This is a genomic window from Cohnella algarum, assembly GCF_016937515.1.
In the GTDB taxonomy this organism is placed as follows: Bacteria; Bacillota; Bacilli; order Paenibacillales; family Paenibacillaceae; genus Cohnella; species Cohnella algarum.
The window spans coordinates 3061141-3081907 of the sequence record NZ_JAFHKM010000002.1; the positions used below are offsets into that span (position 1 = coordinate 3061141).

At 53.0% G+C, this 20767-nt stretch carries 15 protein-coding genes; 13 read left to right on the forward strand and 2 right to left on the reverse strand.

The genetic code is table 11. The features are described 5' to 3' along the window. The first annotated feature begins 166 nt into the window (after positions 1-166). From JW799_RS13875 to JW799_RS13885, 3 genes are all read left to right on the forward strand, one after another. Positions 167-808: an ROK family transcriptional regulator gene (locus JW799_RS13875; protein WP_240353660.1), complete on the forward strand. Its 642-nt coding sequence runs from the start codon at positions 167-169 to the stop codon at positions 806-808. Next, a complete protein-coding gene (locus JW799_RS13880; RefSeq protein ID WP_240353275.1) occupies positions 727-1359 on the forward strand; it encodes an ROK family protein in 633 nt (210 codons plus the stop codon). Before JW799_RS13875 ends, JW799_RS13880 begins: the two co-directional genes overlap by 82 nt. A 282-nt stretch (positions 1360-1641) precedes the next feature. Further along, entirely contained in the window at positions 1642-5025 is a 3384-nt protein-coding gene (locus JW799_RS13885) for a glycoside hydrolase family 31 protein (RefSeq protein WP_205430328.1), read from the forward strand. A 563-nt stretch (positions 5026-5588) separates the two neighbouring features. Here the strand turns inward: JW799_RS13885 and JW799_RS29330 are convergent. Beyond that, a complete protein-coding gene (locus JW799_RS29330) occupies positions 5589-5717 on the reverse strand; it encodes a hypothetical protein (protein ID WP_275901461.1) in 129 nt (42 codons plus the stop codon). Between the two features lie 99 nt (positions 5718-5816). On the opposite strand from JW799_RS29330, the gene JW799_RS13890 reads away from it, so the two are divergent. The 4 genes from JW799_RS13890 (at position 5817) to JW799_RS13905 (ending at position 12550) form a co-directional block, all read left to right on the forward strand. Next, positions 5817-7952 carry a carbohydrate-binding protein gene (locus JW799_RS13890; protein WP_205430330.1) on the forward strand — a complete coding sequence of 712 codons (2136 nt, stop codon included), beginning with the start codon at positions 5817-5819 and terminating at the stop codon, positions 7950-7952. A gap of 139 nt (positions 7953-8091) precedes the next feature. Then, positions 8092-9651 (forward strand): IS1182 family transposase, encoded by a 1560-nt coding sequence (locus tag JW799_RS13895; protein ID WP_420830625.1) that lies wholly within the window; start codon positions 8092-8094, stop codon positions 9649-9651. Positions 9652-9834: 183 nt separating this feature from the next. Continuing rightward, positions 9835-11940, forward strand: coding sequence for a sensor domain-containing diguanylate cyclase (locus JW799_RS13900; protein ID WP_205430332.1), 2106 nt, complete (start codon positions 9835-9837; stop codon positions 11938-11940). After that, positions 11930-12550 carry an ABC transporter substrate-binding protein gene (locus JW799_RS13905; RefSeq protein ID WP_205430334.1) on the forward strand — a complete coding sequence of 207 codons (621 nt, stop codon included), beginning with the start codon at positions 11930-11932 and terminating at the stop codon, positions 12548-12550. Before JW799_RS13900 ends, JW799_RS13905 begins: the two co-directional genes overlap by 11 nt. A 1-nt stretch (position 12551) precedes the next feature. Here the strand turns inward: JW799_RS13905 and JW799_RS13910 are convergent, their stop codons facing one another. Further along, positions 12552-14000, reverse strand: a complete 1449-nt coding sequence (locus JW799_RS13910) for a transposase (RefSeq protein WP_205428726.1) — start codon at positions 13998-14000, stop codon at positions 12552-12554. Between the two features lie 180 nt (positions 14001-14180). Here JW799_RS13910 and JW799_RS13915 point away from each other — a divergent pair, with 180 nt between their 5' ends. From JW799_RS13915 to JW799_RS30125, 6 genes are all read left to right on the forward strand, one after another. Then, positions 14181-14762, forward strand: coding sequence for an ABC transporter substrate-binding protein (locus JW799_RS13915; RefSeq protein WP_205430336.1), 582 nt, complete (start codon positions 14181-14183; stop codon positions 14760-14762). Positions 14763-14791: 29 nt separating this feature from the next. Then, positions 14792-16564 (forward strand): sensor histidine kinase, encoded by a 1773-nt coding sequence (locus JW799_RS13920; RefSeq protein WP_205430338.1) that lies wholly within the window; start codon positions 14792-14794, stop codon positions 16562-16564. A 312-nt stretch (positions 16565-16876) separates the two neighbouring features. Next, positions 16877-17479, forward strand: coding sequence for a DUF6431 domain-containing protein (locus JW799_RS30120; RefSeq protein ID WP_420830679.1), 603 nt, complete (start codon positions 16877-16879; stop codon positions 17477-17479). Between the two features lie 172 nt (positions 17480-17651). Further along, the gene (locus tag JW799_RS13925; RefSeq protein WP_205430340.1) at positions 17652-19034 is read left to right on the forward strand and encodes a DDE-type integrase/transposase/recombinase; all 1383 of its coding nucleotides are present in this window, start codon (positions 17652-17654) and stop codon (positions 19032-19034) included. After that, on the forward strand, positions 19031-19729 hold the full coding sequence (locus JW799_RS13930) for an ExeA family protein (RefSeq protein WP_205428197.1): 699 nt from the start codon (positions 19031-19033) through the stop codon (positions 19727-19729). The genes JW799_RS13925 and JW799_RS13930 overlap by 4 nt, the downstream gene beginning before the upstream one ends. Positions 19730-19845: 116 nt before the next feature. Next, positions 19846-20067, forward strand: a complete 222-nt coding sequence (locus JW799_RS30125; RefSeq protein ID WP_176220599.1) for a DUF5348 domain-containing protein — start codon at positions 19846-19848, stop codon at positions 20065-20067. Positions 20068-20767 lie beyond the last annotated feature (700 nt).

Below are 20767 nucleotides of genomic sequence, written 5' to 3' on the forward strand. Positions count from 1 at the left end.
GCCGTCTCCGAAGGGGGACGGCCTTTGTTCTTCTTTATATGTACCCGGGCGGCTTTCCGCGTCGACTGATCATGGCGTAAAATGGAGCTTGAGCCTAACGGCAGGGGGTGGATCTGCTGCCAGGGCCGGTGCGACTTGAACAGATTTGGGGGGATACGCTGTGGAGATGCCGTTGAAGGGCAACATGGAATTCGTCAAAGAATTGAACCGTTCGCTCGTCATTCGGAGGATCCGTGACGACGGACCGATATCACGGACGGAGCTTGCAGCCGCCACGGAGCTCGGTTTATCGACCATCACGTACATCGTCGAAGAATTGCTGGCCGATGGACTTGTTCGGGAGGCGGGAACGGCTTCCTCTTCCGCCGGCCGCAAGCGTGTGATGCTTCAGTTCAACAACGGTCGTTACTTTATCGCGGGCGCCAAGATCGAAGAAAGTTGCATCGAATTTGGCGTGTCGGACTTGAACGGAACGATTCTGGAACGAATCCAGGCGGAATTCGCCGCCCTGCCGACCGAGAGCGGGCCTGTCAATGACATCATGATTCAGTCGATTCGGGAACTGTCGGTACCGTTGCGCGAGGCGGGGATGGAGTGTCTTGGGGTCGGAATCGCCGTCTCGGGCTTGGTTGACCGGAGTACATTGAAAGTGGTCAGTTCCCCTTCCTGTCTTGGGAAAACCTCGAATTTACGAAGTTACGCGAAGCGCTGGGCGTTCCGGTCTATTTGGACAATGACGCGAACGTGTACGCCTTGGCGGAGAAGTGGGTCGGTCACGGCAAGGGGTATTCAAACTTTATCGCGGTAACCGTCGGTCCCGGGATCGGGTCGGGCATAATGCTCGGAAATACGTTGTATACGGGCGGGAATGGCGACGCCGGCGAGTTCGGGCATACCGTCATTCAAGGAGACGGCGCCGTCTGTTATTGTGGCCAGCGAGGTTGTTTGGAACTGTATGCGTCGGATAAATTCGTCGTGAGCGAAGCCTATCGCGCGATCGTGTATGAAACTCATCCGACGCGATTGAAAGAGTTGAATGAGGTGAGCGCCGAATCGGTCTGCCTTCTTGCGGGCGAAGGAGACGAATGCGCGAGAGGGATCTTGACTCGCCGGGGCGAGTACTTGGGTATCGGATTGCGCAATTTGATCAATCTATTCAACCCGCAGGCCATCATGCTCGGCGGAGAAGGTCTTTGCGGGAGCCAATACCTGATGGAAGGCATCCGGAGGCGGCTCGGAGAATCCGAGTTTCGCCAACCTTTCGATTTGCACCTGTCGCAACTAGGGGAGGACGCTTGGCTGATTGGGGCATGCGGCTTGGTCGAAAGCAAAGTATTCAAACGTTCGGGTTGGCGATGACCGCGTCGAATATTTTTCAGGATTCGAAAAAAATGGCTGGCAAAAATACGGCCAGTCAAGCTGCAAGTATAGATATCCAGAAAGATTACTCATGATCTACATGTTTGAATATTATCGGGACATCGAAAAACGATGTCCTTTTGCTCTTTATTACTTCATAGATTGAAGTAATGGGGGGTACCAAAACAAAAGTATACTTTCGATTGTCGGGACTGAACGGCTTCTTGAATCTCGCGTGTGCTTTTTTCACTTCGGCAGTTTGCCGGTTTACGGAGGTGGATGATGTCAGTAACAGTGTCTAAGATGGGGCAGATCAATCGGCTGACAAAGATCGCGATGATCGCCCTGCTTGTCTCTGGTTTGCTTTCCGGTCTTGCCCGGGGCGGAACGGTTTCGGCGGCACCCGTGGACAACTTCGTTTTGAATCCCGGCTTTGAGACCGGGGAGTTGGCACCTTGGACGGAATGGCATCCGGAGGGGCAGGCTCCCGCGTACGGCGTGGACGGTTACGATGTCTACGCAGGTTTGAGGAAGCTTTATTTTTACTCGCAGTCCAAATATCAACAGAGCGTGCACCAGCAAATCGGCGGGTTGTCGAACGGCACGTACATCGTGTCGGCGCGGGTCAAGCAGCAATACACCGTTCCCGATACGTCGCGCATGGAAATTTCGCTGCACGGCACACCCCGAATCGACGTCAATATCCGGCACACGGACGGATATCAGCAAATCTCGGCAACCGTGCCGGTCACGACAGGCATGCTGGACATCGGGTTCTACATCGCGTCGCCGGGCGGCACCTCGCTCCAGATCGACGAAGTGCGGGTCGAACAGGCCGAGCTGCCTTTGCCGAATGCGGGCTTTACGAACGATTACGAACACTGGCAGCGGACGCATGACACAGGCGCGGCAAAGATCGGCGTCGAAGGGGCCGGCAATAAGTACGTCGACTTGTATTCGCCTGTCGCCTACAAGGTCGATCTGTTCCAGCACATGAACCTGACCGCGGGGAACTACTCGCTTAAGGCCAAAGTGAGGCGAAGCGGAACGTTCGTCAATAGCGTCATGTACGCGGACTTCGGAGGCCGGACAAGAACCGTTGCGACACCGTCTACCAGCGAATGGGCGGAGATTACCTTAACCGGCATAGCGGTCGGGAGCGACGGCGAAACCGTCAAGTTCGGGTTCTGGACGGACGCCGGTGCGAGCAGTTGGGTCCATATCGACGACGTCACGGTTATCCGCCAAGAACCCGCTCAGCATTTCATGGGCGACTATGTCTCCCATGAACAAGTGGGGAATGCTGTCACGTTCAACTTGACGAATACGCCGAAGGTACGGATCGAATTCGTGAAGTCCGATATCGCCCGAATATGGATGGAGCCGAGCGGCGTATTCGCAAAAGACGCTTCGTTCGTGGTCGACAACGAAACGTTCGCACCGATCCCCTATACCGTCAGCGACCAGGGCCAATATATCCGGCTCCAATCTTCGGGTCTGACTGTAAGGGTTTATAAGTCACCGTTTCGAATCGCGTATTACGACGGGACCGACGTGAATTGGATCGCAGGCGAACGGGAGATCGGGGGGCTGGGGCACACGTCCGGGACCGGCGTCTTCGCGTATATGAAGCTGCCGCCGAACGAGCATTTTTACGGGCTCGGCGTCGATCGGCACGCGCAATCGCTGGATCGCCGCGGCAAGCGGATCGAGATGGACAATGCGATGGTCGGAGGCTACGGCGGCAACACGGCGGACATCTCGGGCACGTTCTTCGCGAGCACGGGGGGATACGGCATTTTCTTCGACAATACGTACCAGTATACCGCCTTCGACATGGGTCAAGAGAATTCAAACTACTATACCTTCTCAGCCCCCGACGGCGAGATGGTCTATTACTTCTTGAACGGTCCGGCCATGAGCGACGTTTATGCGAAGTTTTCCGACCTGTCCGGCAAGGCGCCGCTGCCTCCGAAGTGGGCGCTCGGCTATGTCCAGTCCAAGTACGGTTACGACAGCTGGAACGAAGTGCACCAGGTAGTCGATACATTCCGGGCGAAGGGAATTCCGCTGGACGGGATCGTGCTTGACGTCTATTGGGCCGAGAACAACCATTATTTCGACTTCACATGGAATACGTCGGGCGGATTCGCCGACCCGAAAGGCAATCTGGCGAGCCTCCGGAGCAAAGGAGTCCGCGTCACCAATATCGTGGATCCTTATGTCCAACAGACGGCGGACAATTTCAACCCGGGAAGTGCGAACGGTTACTTCGCGAAACAGAACGGGGCGACGAAAATTTATCAAGCGTGGTACGGTCCGTCGGGCTTGGTCGACTTTACGAACCCGAACGCGGCGAGATGGTATACGAACGACCCGAACTCGACGATGGACGTCCGCAAGCTGTGGGACGACGGCGTGCGCGGTTGGTGGATCGACCTGAATGAACCGGAGACCCCTACGAATCCGGGCGACGTCTTCGCTCGCGGAACGTCCGATAAAATCAAGAACGTTTATGCGTTAGCCGAATCGAAAGCGTTCTACGATGCGCAGCGCAGTTATACGAATGAACGGGTATGGAACCTTGCGCGCTCCGGCTTCTCGGGCATCCAGCAATACGGAACGACAATCTGGACCGCGGACGTGGATGCATCCTGGGAATCGTTCCGGCACAATCTGCAGCTGGGCCTTAGCGCGGGTCTGTCCGGCATGCCATACGTCGCGCACGACACGGGCGGCTTCAACGGCAAGCCGACGCCTGAATTATATACCAGATGGATGCAGTCTTCCGCCTTTATGCCGGTCTTCCGAGCGCATGGCTGCGAATGCGGCGATCCGACGAACGTTCGTGAGCCGTGGGCGTTCGGCCCCGAAGCGGAAGCGATCGTCAAGGATGTGATCAAGCAGCGGTACCGGTTGCTGCCCTATATTTATTCCGCCGCACGGGACACGTACGAGAATGGCACACCAATAATGAAAGCGCTTGTTCTAGACTATCCGAAAGATTCGAATGTCGCGAACCTCCAAGACCAATGGATGTTCGGTCCCTCGCTGCTGACGGCGCCCGTGCATTCGCCCGGCGCGACAAGCCGCGCGGTCTACCTGCCGAGCGGTACGTGGCACGATTGGAACAGCGGCGCGAAGTATACTGGCGGACAAACGATCCTATATGATGCGTCGTTAAATAAGATCCCGATATTCGTCAAGGAGGGATCGATCGTGCCGCTCGGAAAGGATAAGAATTTTGACGGTGAAGTGGTAGACGATTTTTACAACTTGAAAGTTTATCCGCACGCAGCCGGCGGCACGACGACGTTCACCTTGTTCGAGGATGACGGGACTACGTACGGATATGAGAAAGGCGTCAACTCGTCGACGACGATCACGGCCGTCAAATCCGGCAATACGATTGCGTTGACCATCGGCCCGATTCAGGGCGCATACCCCGGGATGGTGACGAACCGTCAGTGGCGATCCGAAGTGAAAGTCGAAGGGTTCAACGTAGGCTCGGTTACGCGCAACGGCATCGCGCTGCGGAAGGTCGAGACGTTCGAGGAATTCAATACGGGTCGTGACGTGTGGTTTAACGATACGAGCGTCGGGAAAGTACTGCTCCAGACCGACTTCGCTCCGACGTCCGTAGCGCAGACGATCGTGCTCAAGTAATTAAAAGTAAGTCACGACCTCGAGGAATGGTCCAGGTTGTCGAGCAATGATCAAGATTTTACCCGAGAGGTAGACAGGATATTCCCTTAAAGTGCGATGATTATTATAGTATTTTTATTGTAGGGATGAATGCGCTTTCATAATAATTGTGTGCTGCCATCCCTTACATTCGAACGGAGGGATATCATGTTTCTCTTAAGGAGTCGTATCTTGCTTGCATTGACTGCATTGCTTGTAGCGGCGACGGCGTTCTCGGGCGCGGCGCAGGCACGTGACAGCAAGCATACGCGTCACGGCGCCGGGCCGATGTATTGGATGGCTTACGAGAATCCGTACTCAACGAACGTCGCCATCCCGGAGGACCGCTGGAAGGCCAATGTGGACTGGGTAGCCGAAAAGTTTCTTCCCTACGGTTACGACATGGTCAGCCTGGACGGCTGGATCGAAGGCGCAACACAAACGACGCCTAACGGTTATGTTCTGAAACATAACGACAACTGGCAGAACACGTGGAAGCAGACGGGTGATTATGTTCGGAGCAAGGGGTTAAAATTTGGCGTCTACTACAATCCGCTGTGGGTAACGCCGGCCGCCGTCCAAGACCCTTCGAAGACGGTCATCAACAACCCGAACATCAAGGTCGGCGATATCGTAAACCAGTCGACGACGACCCGTTCGGACTTGTCGAACATTACGCTTCCGGGCGACCGCTTCGTTACGGATCAAGGCGACCGCTCGTTATATTGGGTTGAGGTCAACCGGCCGGGGCGGAAGATTTCGTCAAAGGCTACGTGCAATACTTTAAAGATGCCGGTGCCAGCTTCCTCCGCATCGACTTCCTTTCGTGGTATCAGACGGGGACGGACGGCGGAACGGTCAAGGTGGGCAACGCGCATTGGAACGAATATCAGACGGCGTTGCGTTGGATTCACGAGGCCGCGGGCGAAGATTTGGTCGTCAGCTTGGTCATGCCGTACTTGCAGAACCATGCCGAGACGGAATTGAAATACGGTGACATGATCCGCATCGACGAAGACGTGTTCGGCGGCGATTGGGACCATATCAGCGGACGGGGGCAATCGTGGAAAGACGGCTGGTCACAATGGCGCAATGCGTTCCAAGGACTGACCGGCTTCTCGGACATCGCCGGCCGCGGTCAAATGATCATGGACGCCGACTTTATCCGGATGAATCGGTACGGGTCGTCTGCCATCGACGACAACGAACGGCGTTCCACGATCTCGCTCTTTACGGTCAGCGGCTCGCCGATCGCGATCGCGGACCAATACGACACGATCAATCTGACCGGCAGCAACAACGAGCGGTTCTACCAGAACTCCGAAATCGTCGAGCTGAATAAGCTCGGACTCGCGGGCAAGCCCATCTACCGGAATGCCAATCCGTTCTATCCGGGCCCCGGTTACGTCGAAGGAACCAGCCGCGATACGGAGCGCTGGGTCGGACAATTGCCGAATGGCGAATGGGTCGTCGCGCTCTTTAACCGCTCCGATGCAGACGCGGCGAAGAGCATCGATTTCATCTCGGAATTGGGCTTGACGGGCGAGGCGCACGTCCGGGACTTGTGGGCCCACCAAGACTTGGGTTACATGAACGGTTACGCATCCGTTATTGCCCCGCATGACGTCAAGATGCTGCGGGTTACGCCGCGTAATTCAAAGAAGTATGAGGCGGAGGTTGCCTCCTGGATCGGATCGAAGTTCAACAATAACCATGCCGGTTACTCCGGCTTCGGATTCGTGGATAAGCTCGAAGCCGCGGCCGTCGTTAACGGCGTAGGTCCGAAGGTCGTCTTCGCGGTCGAAGCGCCGGAGACGGGGAGCTACTGGTTTAACCTAAAGTATGCCAACGCGACGGGCGTCACGGCAACGACGACGATCGACGTCAAGGACGGGCACGACAATACCGTCACGAGTCCCCGGAAAGTGGAGTTGCCGGCCAGGACATCTTGGGATGATTGGGGCAATCGGAACGTCGAGCTGAATCTGGTCAAGGGCTTAAACCTGATCACGGTCGAGCGCCGGGCCGACGATCAGGGCGCGTTCAACCTTGATTATATTGAATTCAATCCGCATGCCGGCAATATCGCAAAGAATCCGGGATTCGAGACTGGAGGGATCGACGACTGGACCGAGTGGCATCCGTCCGGCCAAGCGCCGGCTTACGGGGTTGACGGAAATGACGTTTACGCGGGAACCAAGAAACTGTATTTCTACTCGAACGCCGCGTACAAGCAAAGCTTACACCAAACGTTGACGGAATTGGATAACGGCACCTACACCATCAAGGCAAAAGTGAAACGGACGGGCGCGAACCCGACGACTGCCAGGCTCGAGGTACAGCAATACGGCGGTGCGGACCAATTCGTCAATATTCCGCAAACGTCCGGTTATCAAGAAGTGACGGCTACCGTCAACGTTACAAATGGCCAGATGAAATTCGGCTTCTATGTCGATTCGCAAGGCGGAACTTCGCTTCAGGTCGACGATGTCACGGTTACCCGCGTCTCGCTGCAGAACCATGGCTTCGAAGACGGCTTCCGGGGATGGACTCGATCGGATATGGCTGTGACCAAGGTTGCATATGACAACAGCAACGCGTATGCCGATATCCACAATTCATCGCCTTATTCAGCGGATATATACCGGTACGAATCGCTGCAAGCCGGAACGTACACGGTTAAAGCGAGAGTTCGTCAATCCGGCGGCTTCGCGACCTCCGGACTTTACGTCGACAAAGGCGGTTCGTTGGCAGGCAACGTCGTCTTTGCTTCCGATTCGAATTGGCATGAGGTTGCGATCAGTAACATAACACTCACCCGTGATGAAGTCGTGAAGTTCGGAGTTTTTGCTCAGGGTGACGCCAACGCTTGGTTGCATGTCGATAAGATTTGGATTGAGAAAAATTAGTCGCTTCAAGAGGGGCTGTCCCAAAAGTCATCGTAGATGACTGAGGGACGCCCCTTCTTTCATTTTTGTAAACAAAAAGAAACCTTTCCTTGGTAAAATGGAGGTACCACCCAACCACTAACCAAAAGGAGAGGTTTCTTTGTTTACTCAATATATCATGGACCAACTGTTTCTGCCAATGGATTTGGAAGAGGATATCCCGAAGAATCATGTGGTTCGCGTCATCAACGACGCCGTTAATCGGATCGACGACAAAATCTTCGAAGCAGCCTATCCCGGTGGTGGCCGCCACAGCTACCACCCCAAACTCATGACGAAAATCATCATCTACGCCTACAGCCAGCGGATTTATTCTTCCCGTCAAATCGCCAAGGCCGTCAGGGAGAACATCCCCTTCATGTGGCTTGCCGCCCGCCAGCGTCCGGATTTCCGCACCATTAACCGCTTCCGCTCGGAGCGGATGAAAGACGTACTCGAAAAAGTCTTCACGGCTGTACTGGAGCTGCTCGCGGACGAAGGCTACGTGAAGCTGGAGCACTACTTCGTCGACGGTACCAAAATCGAAGCAAATGCCAATCGGTATACGTTCGTCTGGGGAAAAGCGGTCGCTAAGCACCAGGTGAAGCTCGAGGAGAAAGTAAAGGCGCTCTTTGCCGAGATTGAAGAGGATGAGTTGCTGGAGGATGCGTCAAACGCGGGCAAGGATCTGGCTGAACTGGGCGAGTCCAGCGAACTGACCAGCGCCAAGCTCGAGAAGGCCGTTGCAAAATTGGAGCAGAAGCTGAAAAACGAACCGAAGAACAAACCGGTCAAGAAAGCCGTCCGCCTGCTGCGCAAGGATCTGCTTCCCCGCAAGCAGAAATATGAGCTTCACCAGAAACTGCTGGGTGAGCGTAACAGCTACAGCAAGACCGATCCGGATGCAACCTTTATGCGCATGAAAGAAGACCACATGCGGAACGGTCAGCTCAAGCCGGGATATAACGTCCAGGTCGGTACGGAAAACCAATTCATCGTCGGCTACTCCTTGCACCAGCGGCCGACGGACACGCGCTGCCTCATTCCCCATCTCGAGAAAGTCAAAGAAACGTTGGGTAAGTTGCCGAAGACTATCATTGCGGATGCCGGTTACGGCAGCGAAGAGAACTATGAGTACCTCGAGAAGGAAGAGCGCGAGGCACTGGTCAAATACAATACCTTTCACAAAGAGAACTCGAAAGCGTGGAGACAAGACGTCAGCAAGATCGACAATTGGACATACCAGCCGGAGACTGACAGTTGGGTATGTCCGAACGGCCGTGAACTTCACTTCCTGCGAGAGCGCAAGAAAAAGAACGAAAGCGGTTATGAGCTGCGGGTACGCCATTACCGGAGTGCGGACTGCGAGGGCTGCCCGTTCAAAGATAAATGCAGCAAGACGAACGGAAACAGAGAGATTGAAGTGAGCATGACCTTTCTTCGCTATAAGGCAGAGGCAAGGGAGAAACTTCGCAGCGAGGAAGGACGAGCGTTATCCGTCCGGCGCATGGTTGAGGTTGAGAGTGTGTTCGGACAAATGAAAAACAATCGAGGATTCCGGCGGTTCCTGCTTCGAGGCTTGCCTAAAGTGAGCCTAGAGGTCGGGTGGCTTTCGCTCGCCCATAACCTGCTCAAGCGAGCGGCAATAAGCCAACAAGCGAAAATGGTCGGCCAGGGATAGAGCGCCCTGACCGACCATTTTTCTTGTAAACTGTGGGGAATAGCTGTCTCACTAAAGATGTTCTCCCTTTTGAGACAGCCTCTTCCGTGTTTTCGGCGGTAACAGGAGGATAATGAGGGGATTTGTCGAACTTCTGGGTACATCGTATGATGCCAGGGGTGACGGTATAGGATGATAGGTTCATTGGGGTGGCTTCGCGGCATGGTGCCGCATACCGTAAGCAGAAAATTGTTTTTGACTTTTTTTATTGCGATGTCCGTTCTTGTCTCGGTTTTCGGCGCTGTTTCATACAGGATTGCCGAATCCAAAATCGTTAACAAAGTGAAAGAAAACGCACTTCAAGCCGCCGAGCAGACGATAAAGCGGTTTGACTTGCGTTTCGCCGCATACGAACAGATGAACTTTCGTCCCACGGACGATCAAGAGATGCAGTTGGATCTGGTCGTAAGCAGCAGGCGGAGCGCAGAGGCACTGCCCTATGATAGCTTACAAGCTTCTACGAGATTGAAGAACGCATTATACGCCATGCGAATGACCGATCCGTTCATCCTTTCGTACACGCTGTACCCGTACGATTTAAAGACGACAGATGACTGGTATGAAGCGATTGTCGAGGGAAACGGAGCAAACGTTTGGCTCGAGACTAAGGAACGGGGGTTCATTTCCCCGCAATACGTCAATGTGTTCGGCGTCGGCAGGGTTCTGAAGGACAATGAAAAAAATAAGCCGCTTCGAATTCTTATTATGGAACTGGATGGACGATTGATCGAAGACGAGATGAAAGCGCTTCAAACAAGCGACCGCAACACCCTTTACATGATCAATACCGACGGCCAGATCGTTCACCTTGCCGGAGAGAGCAACTACGGGATCGGACGCCGATTGCCCTGGTGGGAGATGGCTCCACTCCCTGCCAACGAGAAGGCGACAGCGGTCCAGATGAAGGTCGGCAGGGAGTCCTTCCTGATCGTAACTTGCATCTCACCCAAAACGGGTTGGATATTGGTTAATCAGATCCCGTTAAAGCAGTTGTCAAGAGAAGCGGCGGACATCTGGGTGATGACGGCCGTTATGATCGTCATTTCCGTCATTCTATCCGTCTTAATCGGTATGACCATCGCTCGCCGAGTCGGCAAACCGCTGGCGGAATTAAGCCGCTTGATGCAACGAGGTGAGCAGGGGGATATGAATGTTCGTGCCGAGATGCGAAGCAGGGACGAGATCGGGCAAGTTGCGAACAGCTTCAATAAGATGATCGGACAACTCCGTGAAGCCTTGCTGCTTACCGCCAGAACCGCTCACTTGGAAGCGCAAGTCGAAATGGAGGCCATCCAACGAAAGCATGCGGAGACGTTAAGTCAAAGCGTGATCATACTAAATAAAATCACGAGGATCGAGGACATTGTCCGCATGTCGCTGTCCGGCATCGGAACGATGGCCGGTTGCATATCCGCCGGCGTATTCGCTTATGAACACGGAACTCAACTGCTGCAGGAAACAATCGGCACCGTCTCGGACGGGAGTTATGACAGATGGAAAGATATGCAGAAAAATGAGCAACGATGGGCTGTCGAGGAGGTTCCGAGCGGAGAACGGTGTTACAGCGTAGCGGCCGGATCGCTGCATGTCGGCGTGTTGTTCCGATTCACTTGCGGTCCGAACGACCTACCGAACGAATCGGTACTCGAAGCCCTGTTCACGTATGCCAGTCAAGCGGCGGCGACAATCGAGAACGTCCGGAGATACGAAGAGATGGAACGGCTGGCCACGACGGACGGTCTGACGGGTATCTGGAATCGCAGGCACTTGATGAAGTTGACCGAACTTGCTTTCGAGCAGGCAAGAATCAATCACTCGCCCGTATCGATTCTATTGTTCGATATCGATCGTTTCAAAAGAATCAATGATGAATATGGCCATTCTGCAGGCGACGAGGTGCTGAAACACGTATCGCGGATCGTCTCGAAGCGGCTGCGTCCGGGCAGTATTTTCGGCCGGTATGGCGGGGAAGAGTTTATGATTGTAATGCCCGGCTCGATCCTCGACTTAGCGGGAGTAACGGCCGAAGCGTTGCGAAAAGCGGTCGAATCTTCAACCGTCCAACTGGAAGACACCGAGTTGCGATTCACGGCAAGCTTCGGGGCGGCGGAGTCGGATCCGGGAGAGCCGTTCGCAGCTGTTGTTAACCGCGCGGATTCGGCGCTTTATCAAGCGAAATCGGAAGGACGGAATCGCGTCATCGTTCATCCTAACAGGCCGTCAATCGGAGGGGACCGACATGAACATTAATCGGATATTCGCCGTAACGAGTGTCATCTTGAGCGGCGCCTTGCTCATGGCTGGCGGTTGCTCGTCCTTGGCAGGCAAACAACAACTTACGGTCGCCCCTGAGGAACGAGATGGCGTCGTCAAGCTCCGATTTCTACAAACGAAACCCGAAGCCAAATCGATCTTCGACGAACTGATCTCGGAGTTCGAAGCGGAAAATCCGTCGATCGATATCCTGCAGATCAGCGATTCGGATGCCGAAGGGGTATTGGTAGAGGACTTGTTGAAGCGTATGGTCGCCAAGAACGATGTCCCCGACATTATCGGGATCGGCGCCACGGACACGTTTACCACGTTGGCTCGAACGGGTGTTTTGCAAGACTTAAGCGATCATGAGAAAGCCGGAGAAGTTTTGGATAACTATTCTGAAATCATCCGAAATCAAAGCATGACGGGTCAACTCAACGGGATTGCCTACACTGCTAACGCCAACGGCATTTTGTACAACAAAAGGATCTTCACGGATCTAGGTCTATCTGTTCCCCGAACGTGGCGTTCGTTGCTGGAAACCGCAGAAACGTTGAAACGGAATGGTTATGTTCCATTTTACTTTACCTTAAAAGTCCGGTGATTTAGGTCAGTTGTAACCGTCTCTTCGGCATAAAAAAAGAGGAAAACAACCCAACCAGCGCCGAAATGAGCAGGTCCGACACTGCCTCCATCATCACGGATTTCGGTTTTGGACATGCCAAAACACCGGTTTGTGGTCGCTTTTTCTTAAACCGGCACAGTCTTTTCAGATTTTGAACGATGGCCGTGAGCACCGCCTGCTCTTGCATGCAGTCCAATCCACGGCTCCGTGCGCGGCCCAGGCCATGCGCGACTTTGCTTTCGGCAAACACATGCTCGCACCGCGTCCGCAACTTTTGCAGATGACGGTAAGAACCCATAAGCTGAATTCGTTTGGCTTTGTTTCGAATTTGGATTTCCCGGATTTTGGCCAGCCGTTTGCGTTGTTTCTCCGGATCGTTCGTTTGACGTTTCCAAGCAGGTACATCTTCCAGTGTCAGGTTGCGAAGCGAAACCAGGGGAACAATCCCTTGCTCGAACAACGCTTGCAGATAATCTGTCGTACCGTAGGCTTTATCGGCAGAAAGCGTCCGAATCCGGATTTGCGGATGGGCAAAACGGATCGCGAAGAGCTGCCGCAAGCTCGTTTCACGCTCAGCCGTTCCGGACGCGATGCTCGCTTGCGTAGACAGAATGACGCCGGATTTGATATCCGTCACATCATGCACCAAATACCGCAAATGCGCTTCCTGACCGTTGCTCTTTTTGTACAAGCGGGCATCCGGATCCGTTACGCTGCGGTGGGTCTTGTTCGAGAACGTTTTGCCATGAAAATCTTCATGCGTCGCTTCGTCTTCCAGCAGCCGCTCTTTTTGCGCGGGCGGTGCGGGCGGCTGTCGGTCATCATCGGAATCATGGGCGACACCACCGGTCTCTTCATCTTGCCGGGCCATGCGAGCCAAATAGTCTTCAATCGACTCCACCGGGGCCAGGGTGATTTCTTTCAAGCTGTGAATGGATGCGTTGGCCCGTACCTGGGTGCCGTCGACGCCGACATGCACATCGGGTTGGACCAGTCCCGCGGCGATGCACTGATCGACGACATGTTTCATCAGCTTCTCAAAAACACCGTGCGTTCGCCACAATTTCCGGGTCTTCACCAAGGTCGTCCGATCCGGCAGGGACGGCCGCGATGAGTCCGGGCGCACGACGGATTCGAAATCCAGTCCGCAAAACCACAAATAGCCCGCATGCATGGGCAACAGTTGATACAATTCCCGTTCGGAATGGTTGAACAAATACGAAAGCAGCATCAGTCGAACCATCCGCTCCGGGTCAGCCGCCGGGCGGCCGGTACGTTCCGTATATAGAGGCGCCACCCAATCATGAACGATGGAAAAATCAAGCGCTTCGTTCAGTTGGCGCAGGATGTGCTTTTTCGGCACGAGTTCATCCATATCCACGAATTGGAACATCTGAGGCTGGATAGCCGATGACTTGCGGGCTTTCATACCTAATCACTCTTTCGATAGTCGTGTTACGATATTAATTCGACAAAACCGTGATAAAAGCCTGCTTACGCGGACTTTATCACCGGACTTTTAAAAGAACCATGGACAACGTTGGTGCCGTTTAACGGACTGGCTTCCAACTTGCAGAGCGGAAGCTTCCTGCAGAGACGGCGATCAAGCTTGACGACATTCGTTAAGGAGTATGGCGAAATTGCCGAGAAGCAGTTTCAACTGCTTAGCTACGCAAATCCTGATCGTAACGAGAAGACATATCGCCAAGGCAACGAGGCATTCGCCCAAGAACAATCGGCGATGTATGTGCAAGGCATATGGGCCATTCCCGAGATCAAGAAGTACAATTCCTCACTAGAGCTTGGCGTGTTTCCGTTTCCGTCTTCGGATGACCCATCGAGAAATCATCTCGTATCCGGCGTCGACACGGTCTTGACGATTTCCTCCACTACTTCCCATCCGGAGGAAGCAGACCGGTTCATCGCATATTTGACGGAAGAATCCATCATTCGTCGATACATAGCCGACCAAGGGGTATTCCCGGCATTCCGGAATATTGACGTATCCAATCCCGACTTATCGGGCGTAATGCCCGACTTTAGGAATGGCCGCATGGTGGACTATGCCGATCACTTCTTCCCGAGTTCGATGGATTTGGAAACTATTGTTCAGCAGTATCTCTTCACCGGAAATACGGATCATTACCTGAAGCAGCTCGACCAGGCTTGGGAGAATGCACAGCGCGGGTAATGCGATCGTCGGAGGGACGTGACGCACAAATGAACGGACTATGGACAAGCGGGGTCATTGCCCGAATTACCAGGAAGTTGTCCTATAAAATTATGCTTTTTGTTTCCGCCGTCATTCTTCTCGTCGTTGCCATTCTTACCCAAATTTTCTACGAGCGGACGACGACATGGATGAAAACAACCTATATCGCGAACAGCAAAAAAGATTTGACCCACTTGGGAAAGAGCTTGGATGACTATGTTTCCCAGGTCGACGCCGTTTCGTTGACGTTCCGGAGAGACGAAAACTTCATGACTTCGCTCTTGATCGGAGAAGGCAAGGATCTGTCCAGCCGTACGGCGATCGAGGGTCAGCTTCGGAATCTGTATTTCTCCTCGCGAAAGGAATACGATTCGATATCTTTTTATATTCCGGCAACGAAAGAGGTTTTTGCTATTTCCAAAAACGGTCCCCGGGTGAATTTGACGAACGGCAGTTACGTAGGAGCCCGAGAATCGGAGCCGTGGTATTTGACTGCTGCGTCCGCTCCCAATTACCGAAGTATCGAACCGCCCGCAGCGGATGGCCAATTCTTTACTTTCCACCGCGCGCTGATCCATTTCTCAAGCCGAAAACCGCTCGGACTCGTGTCCATTACGCTGAATGACAAGAAGCGAGAGGAAATGCTTCAAGACCTCGTTTCCGATGAAGGCGAGATGATCGGCATCTTTGATCGCGACGGGCGGCGTTACTACGCGAACGAACCGTTTTTGTCCAGGCACGCCGCCGACATTCTGGGTCGGTTGGCGAAGGACGGCGACAAGGAGCTTATATGGTCGGACGGTCTCGACTCGTATTTAGCTGTCGAGGCGGTATCGGATGAAGGAAGTTGGCGTTTCGTGAAGTTGATCTCGATCAAGCAACTGAACAACCGCGCGGACGAAGCGAGAAATCTCGTACTTTTAGTCGGAGTATTCTTAATCCTTTTCTTTATTCCCATCGTGATGTACTTATCCAGCTTGATTACAAGAAAAATCGGAGTATTGGCAAAGCAAATGGAAAAAGTCGGAGAGGGTAACTTCGATACGTATGTAGAGATTCAAGGCAATGACGAAATTTCATACCTGTCTAAGAAGTTCAACTCGATGGTGAAACGGATCGACGAATTGATCATGGAAGAGTACAAGGCCAAGTTAAACGAGAAAAATGCACGGATGAAAGCGCTCGAAGCGCAAATCAACCCGCATTTCCTATATAACGCGCTGCAGGTGATCTCGACGCAGGCGATGATGCTGCAAGCTGAAGAAATCGAGAAGGTCGTCAACTCGCTTGCCAAAACCCTACGGTATGCGATCAAGGAAGGGGATATGGTTACGTTAGGGAGAGAGCTGGAACATGTAGAGCATTACGTTTATTTGCAAAAGGCCCGATTCGGTCATCGGCTGTCCGCATCGATCGAAGTCGATCCGTCTTGCCTGGAAACGAGAGTGCCGAAATTATCGATTCAGCCACTGGTGGAAAACGTCATTAAGCACGTGCTCGAAAAGATGAACGAGCCGGTCGCGATTGTCGTAAGAGGATGCTCGGATGAAAATGGCGTCCGGTTAACCGTATCGGACAACGGACCCGGCATTACCCCGGAAAGGTTAAGTCAAATCCACATGCTCCTGAATAACGGACAATGGCTAGCAAACGTACAGGAAAATATCGGACTTAAAAGTATAAAGGAGCGGCTGCAGCTGCTCATGGGAGACCGCGCGACCCTTGCAGTCATCGGCTTAAATCCCGGGACGGAAATTCGGTTGTTTATCCCGAACCAATAGTTCTCGATTTTACCCTTGACTTTCTTTTGATGTTCCATATGATCCAATCATCCCTCCCGATATAATGACGTCAAGAACCTCACACTCTTGAATGGGCGGGATGCAGCATGGGTCGGTTATTTGTTCGCCGCCTGACTTTATGGCGGGAAAAAGGCATGAATTCGCCATTCGGTGTGGCGGAGCCAAACCGAATAAACAGCCGACAATAGCCTAATCCCTTCTGTACAATGACGGTGGATTAGGCTATTGTCGATTAAAAAGGAAAATGCTCCCGAACCTTTGGCGAGGATCCCCGGGAGCATTCACTTCATCATGTCAAAAATACTTTATTTCGGCCTTTCTTGCAAGGCTTATTTACGCACATTCGGAAATCAATCTCCTGACGTCCAGCTCTGCTGTGAAAACTGCGGTCGGCTTCTCCATAAACACGGTCGTTATTGGCGAGGAATTGTGACGAAGCATGAGGTCATCCAGATCCCGATCTACCGTCGATATTGTCCTACCTGTAGAATAACAATCTCCCTCCTGCCGGAGTTCCTGATTCCATGGGCCCGGTATGCGACTTGGGTGCGAGAAGCGGCATTAAAGCGCAAGCACAAGGGATTCTCTTGGCGGCAGACGACAGAAAGCACAACAACTCCTGCCGTGCGTTATAGCCGCCGTACGTTGAAACGCTGGTGGGCAAGACATCTGCGCCGCGCAGCGGATGCAGCACTATGGGTTGCTGGGAAACTCGTAGCCCAGGGGGACGACACGGATATGCTCCACCTTTACCCCACCATGATGAACCCAACGCCAATGGATACATTGGATTGGCTGGACAAACTGTTACCCCGATTCATCCCCGCTGGCGCATCCAGACGGGGCTATTGGACGTTTCTAAATGCGAGGTTACCTGTAGCATCACGCTTATAAATCCCTTCAGCATCCACCGCCAAGGAGCAAGGCAAACGAAAATCGCCTCCAAAATTGCTTTAAAAATCGCCTGGACGGCAAGTTGCCCTCCTGATCCCACAAAATATGCGCCCTCCCTGGCTTCTAGCGTCTATGCGATACTCTCATAGACCACAGGGAGAGGAGATTTAGCATGGATGAGCAAGCAAGGCAGCAAGAAGCCAACTTCCGTTATGGCTTAATTGCATCACTGGTTAGCCGCAAATTGGATCCCGGAGAACAGATGGCGTTGATGCGCGAAATTGTAAGCCATGAGTATGAAACGTCGTCGGGACAGCGAAGGAGAATTAGTCTACGAACGCTTGAGCGATATTTAAAAGCGTATCGCGAAGGCGGATGGGAGGCGCTGTTGCCCTCCGTCCGAGCAGACAAACTCACGACCAGGGAAATCCCCGAGGATGTGCTTGCCAAAGCGATTGCCTTAAAGCAGGAGCAACCCGGCCGAAGCGTCAGGCAGATTATTGCGATTCTGGAACTGGCGGCATTCGTGGCCCCCGGCACCCTGAAAGAAAGCACGCTTAGCAAGCAGCTTCGCCGCCGCGGCGCCACGCGCAAAGCGTTACTGAATACGGGGTGGAGCCACTTTCGCCGGTTTGAAGCCACGCACCGAAATAGCATGTGGCAAGGCGATGTGCAGCATACCCTTTACCTTCCGCATCCGGACAAGCCCGGCAAGAAGGTCATGGCCTATCTGGTTATTTTCATTGACGATTACTCTCGCTTCGTTGTGCATGGCCAGTTCTATTTCGAGGAACGTGTGGCCCGGCTGGAGGATTGCCTGAAGAAGGCGATTTTAAAGAACGGAGTGCCGGAAATGATCTATGTCGATAACGGCGCCATCTATTCTTCACACCATTTTGAGCGGATTTGCGGGCGACTGGGGGCAGAGCTTAAGCATACTCGCCCCGGACGTCCTATGGGACGCGGGAAGCAAGAAAAGTTCTTCCGATTTGTCGACCAGAGCTTTGTGCCGGAGGCATACGACCTGATTGAACAAGGGAAGATCCAGACGCTTAACGATTTGAATCGATTCTTCTCGGCGTGGCTTGAGATTGCTTACCACCAGAAAGTCCACAACAGCTTTAAGCAGCGCCCAGTCGACCGATACCAAAAAGACGACCACCCGATTCGCATGTTGCCGCCGCATGAACTCATAGAAGTATTCTTGCTGGAGGAATCCCGCAAAGTGGACAAAACGGGATGCATCTCGCTGCTGGGCACGATATTCGAGGTCCAGACAGAGCTTGCCGGCTCGAAGATTCAGGTGCGATTCGATCCGCACGACCTGTCCGTCATCCAGGTGTGGAAGGACGGCCAGCGCTATGAAGACGCGAAGCCAATGAAGCTCCGCGATCCGAAAAACCGGCCGAAGCAGGATGAACCGAAGGCCGTCATGCAACCGCCGAAGACGGGCCTCAACTATGTGGAATTATTGGTGGAAGAACAGAAACGGCAGACCCGCGAAGCGCAAGGCGCTGCGCTTTCGCGAGCGATGAAAGAGGTGAAACGCTCATGATTCGTGGTTTCTTCGGGTGGGAGCGCGTTCCGTTCACCCGGGAGATTGAAACACGGCATCTGCACCGCTCCAAGCGATTCGAAGAATGTGTAGCACGGATGCAGTATATGGTGATGACTCGCTCGATTGGCTGCGTCACCGGTGAAATTGGCTGCGGCAAGTCGACAGCCGTTCGCTACTTGAAAGACCAACTGGATCCGAACAAGTACCGGTTTATCTATCTGTCGGATGCGAATCTGAAACCAAGGGACTTTTACCGTGAACTCCTCCACCACTTCGGCTTGCCGCCCAAGTTTCTGCGCAGCGAAGCCAAACGGCAATTCCAGCACCTCGTATGGGATTTGTACGAGAACCAGCAGAAGGTCGCCGTTATTGTCGTGGATGAAGCGCACCTGCTTTCAGGAGACATGCTGCAAGAAATACGCTTTTTGACGAATTTTCGTATGGACTCGATTTCGCCGCTTGCCCTGCTGCTCATTGGACAGCCGGAACTACAGGCCACGTTGCAACTGAGAATCTTCAAGCCGATTACACAGCGGATGAACGTGCGTTTTCATTTGGAAGGCTTGTCGCTCGAGGAGTGCCGCGATTACATCTCCCACCAATTGGAGGTTGCCGGAAGTACAGGGCCGGTGTTTACGACAGAAGCGATGGACGCCATATACGCGCATGCTCGGGGATATGCCGAGAGATAAATAACGTCTGCACCGCTGCGCTTCTGGATGCAGTGCTGCGAAAAGACAAAATGATTGATACCGTCCATGTGACGAGGATCCTAGCTGAATTTAAGGAACAGTGAGGGATGACAAATATGAATGAGATACGATTTCATGGAGATACCGAGCGTTGGAACGTGTACGATGGAGAAGAGTTGCTTTGCTCGCTACGTTGTGGTGATGCCGTGATGATTCAAGTAGGAAAGCACTTCTTGCCATCCAACCTTGAGCTCGATACGGACTGGTACGTGAAGTTTGGAAATTCGAAGTTCTGGCTCCACCGACATGCCAAGTACCGCGTCCGACCGCTGTTCTAACTGCTCTTCGGAGCAGTTTTTTTACGCCGACAAACAAAGGCGAAATATAATTGTCTCCGAAACGGCGGTGAGGAAAGCAAAAAGCCACCGTCATTGGCGGTTCCGAATCTACCGTCAATTAAAGTGGCTGATGACAACATAATAGAGATGGTACGTTGATTGGCTTGTATCATATATGTGTAAGGATCTACGAAGTATAGCGTACAGATATTGCAAAATATATCTGTACGCTATTTTTGCTTAAAATAATTGTGAATAGGAATTAAAGTTTGTCGCTATTCCTATATTTATCCTCGGCAGGAGCCACCCGCTGGGTTCCTTCGTTAGATTGGAGGAATGCGTATCCGAAAGCGGAACGCAAATTCACAGCGGGAGGTCATCACGTCTGAGTAGCATAGGTCTCAGCCAGCGGAGTAAAGCGTCGAGTTGCAAATATTCACGAAACACCGACCTCGAGGTGTTAAACCGTGCAAATATGGCAAAATACGCCTCCTCAAGTCGGGGACAGGTAGTAAACCGCAATCTGTTCTATGCAGATAAGCAAGTAAGATTTGGCTGTTCTCATATTATGAGGTAGATTTCCAGCATGGATGCAGCATCGCAAGTTCATAAGAAATCGGCTCGATCCTAGTAATCTCTCGCACACTTTTGGTATAATGTTCAAGTACAACAGACTTGGGTGGGGAAGTATCGCCTTCAG

Excerpts from the sequence above, each read along its gene's own strand:
- JW799_RS13875 (WP_240353660.1), top strand. The coding sequence starts at position 167 with ATGCCGTTGAAGGGCAACATGGAATTCGTCAAAGAATTGAACCGTTCG.
- JW799_RS13885 (WP_205430328.1), top strand. The coding sequence starts at position 1,642 with ATGTCAGTAACAGTGTCTAAGATGGGGCAGATCAATCGGCTGACAAAG.
- JW799_RS29330 (WP_275901461.1), bottom strand. The coding sequence starts at position 5,717 with ATGTTCGACAAGTCCGAACGGGTCGTCGTCGACTGGTTTACGATATCG.
- JW799_RS13905 (WP_205430334.1), top strand. The coding sequence starts at position 11,930 with ATGAACATTAATCGGATATTCGCCGTAACGAGTGTCATCTTGAGCGGC.
- JW799_RS13910 (WP_205428726.1), bottom strand. The coding sequence starts at position 14,000 with ATGAAAGCCCGCAAGTCATCGGCTATCCAGCCTCAGATGTTCCAATTC.
- JW799_RS13920 (WP_205430338.1), top strand. The coding sequence starts at position 14,792 with ATGAACGGACTATGGACAAGCGGGGTCATTGCCCGAATTACCAGGAAG.
- JW799_RS30120 (WP_420830679.1), top strand. The coding sequence starts at position 16,877 with ATGTCAAAAATACTTTATTTCGGCCTTTCTTGCAAGGCTTATTTACGC.
- JW799_RS13925 (WP_205430340.1), top strand. The coding sequence starts at position 17,652 with ATGGATGAGCAAGCAAGGCAGCAAGAAGCCAACTTCCGTTATGGCTTA.
- JW799_RS13930 (WP_205428197.1), top strand. The coding sequence starts at position 19,031 with ATGATTCGTGGTTTCTTCGGGTGGGAGCGCGTTCCGTTCACCCGGGAG.
- JW799_RS30125 (WP_176220599.1), top strand. The coding sequence starts at position 19,846 with ATGAATGAGATACGATTTCATGGAGATACCGAGCGTTGGAACGTGTAC.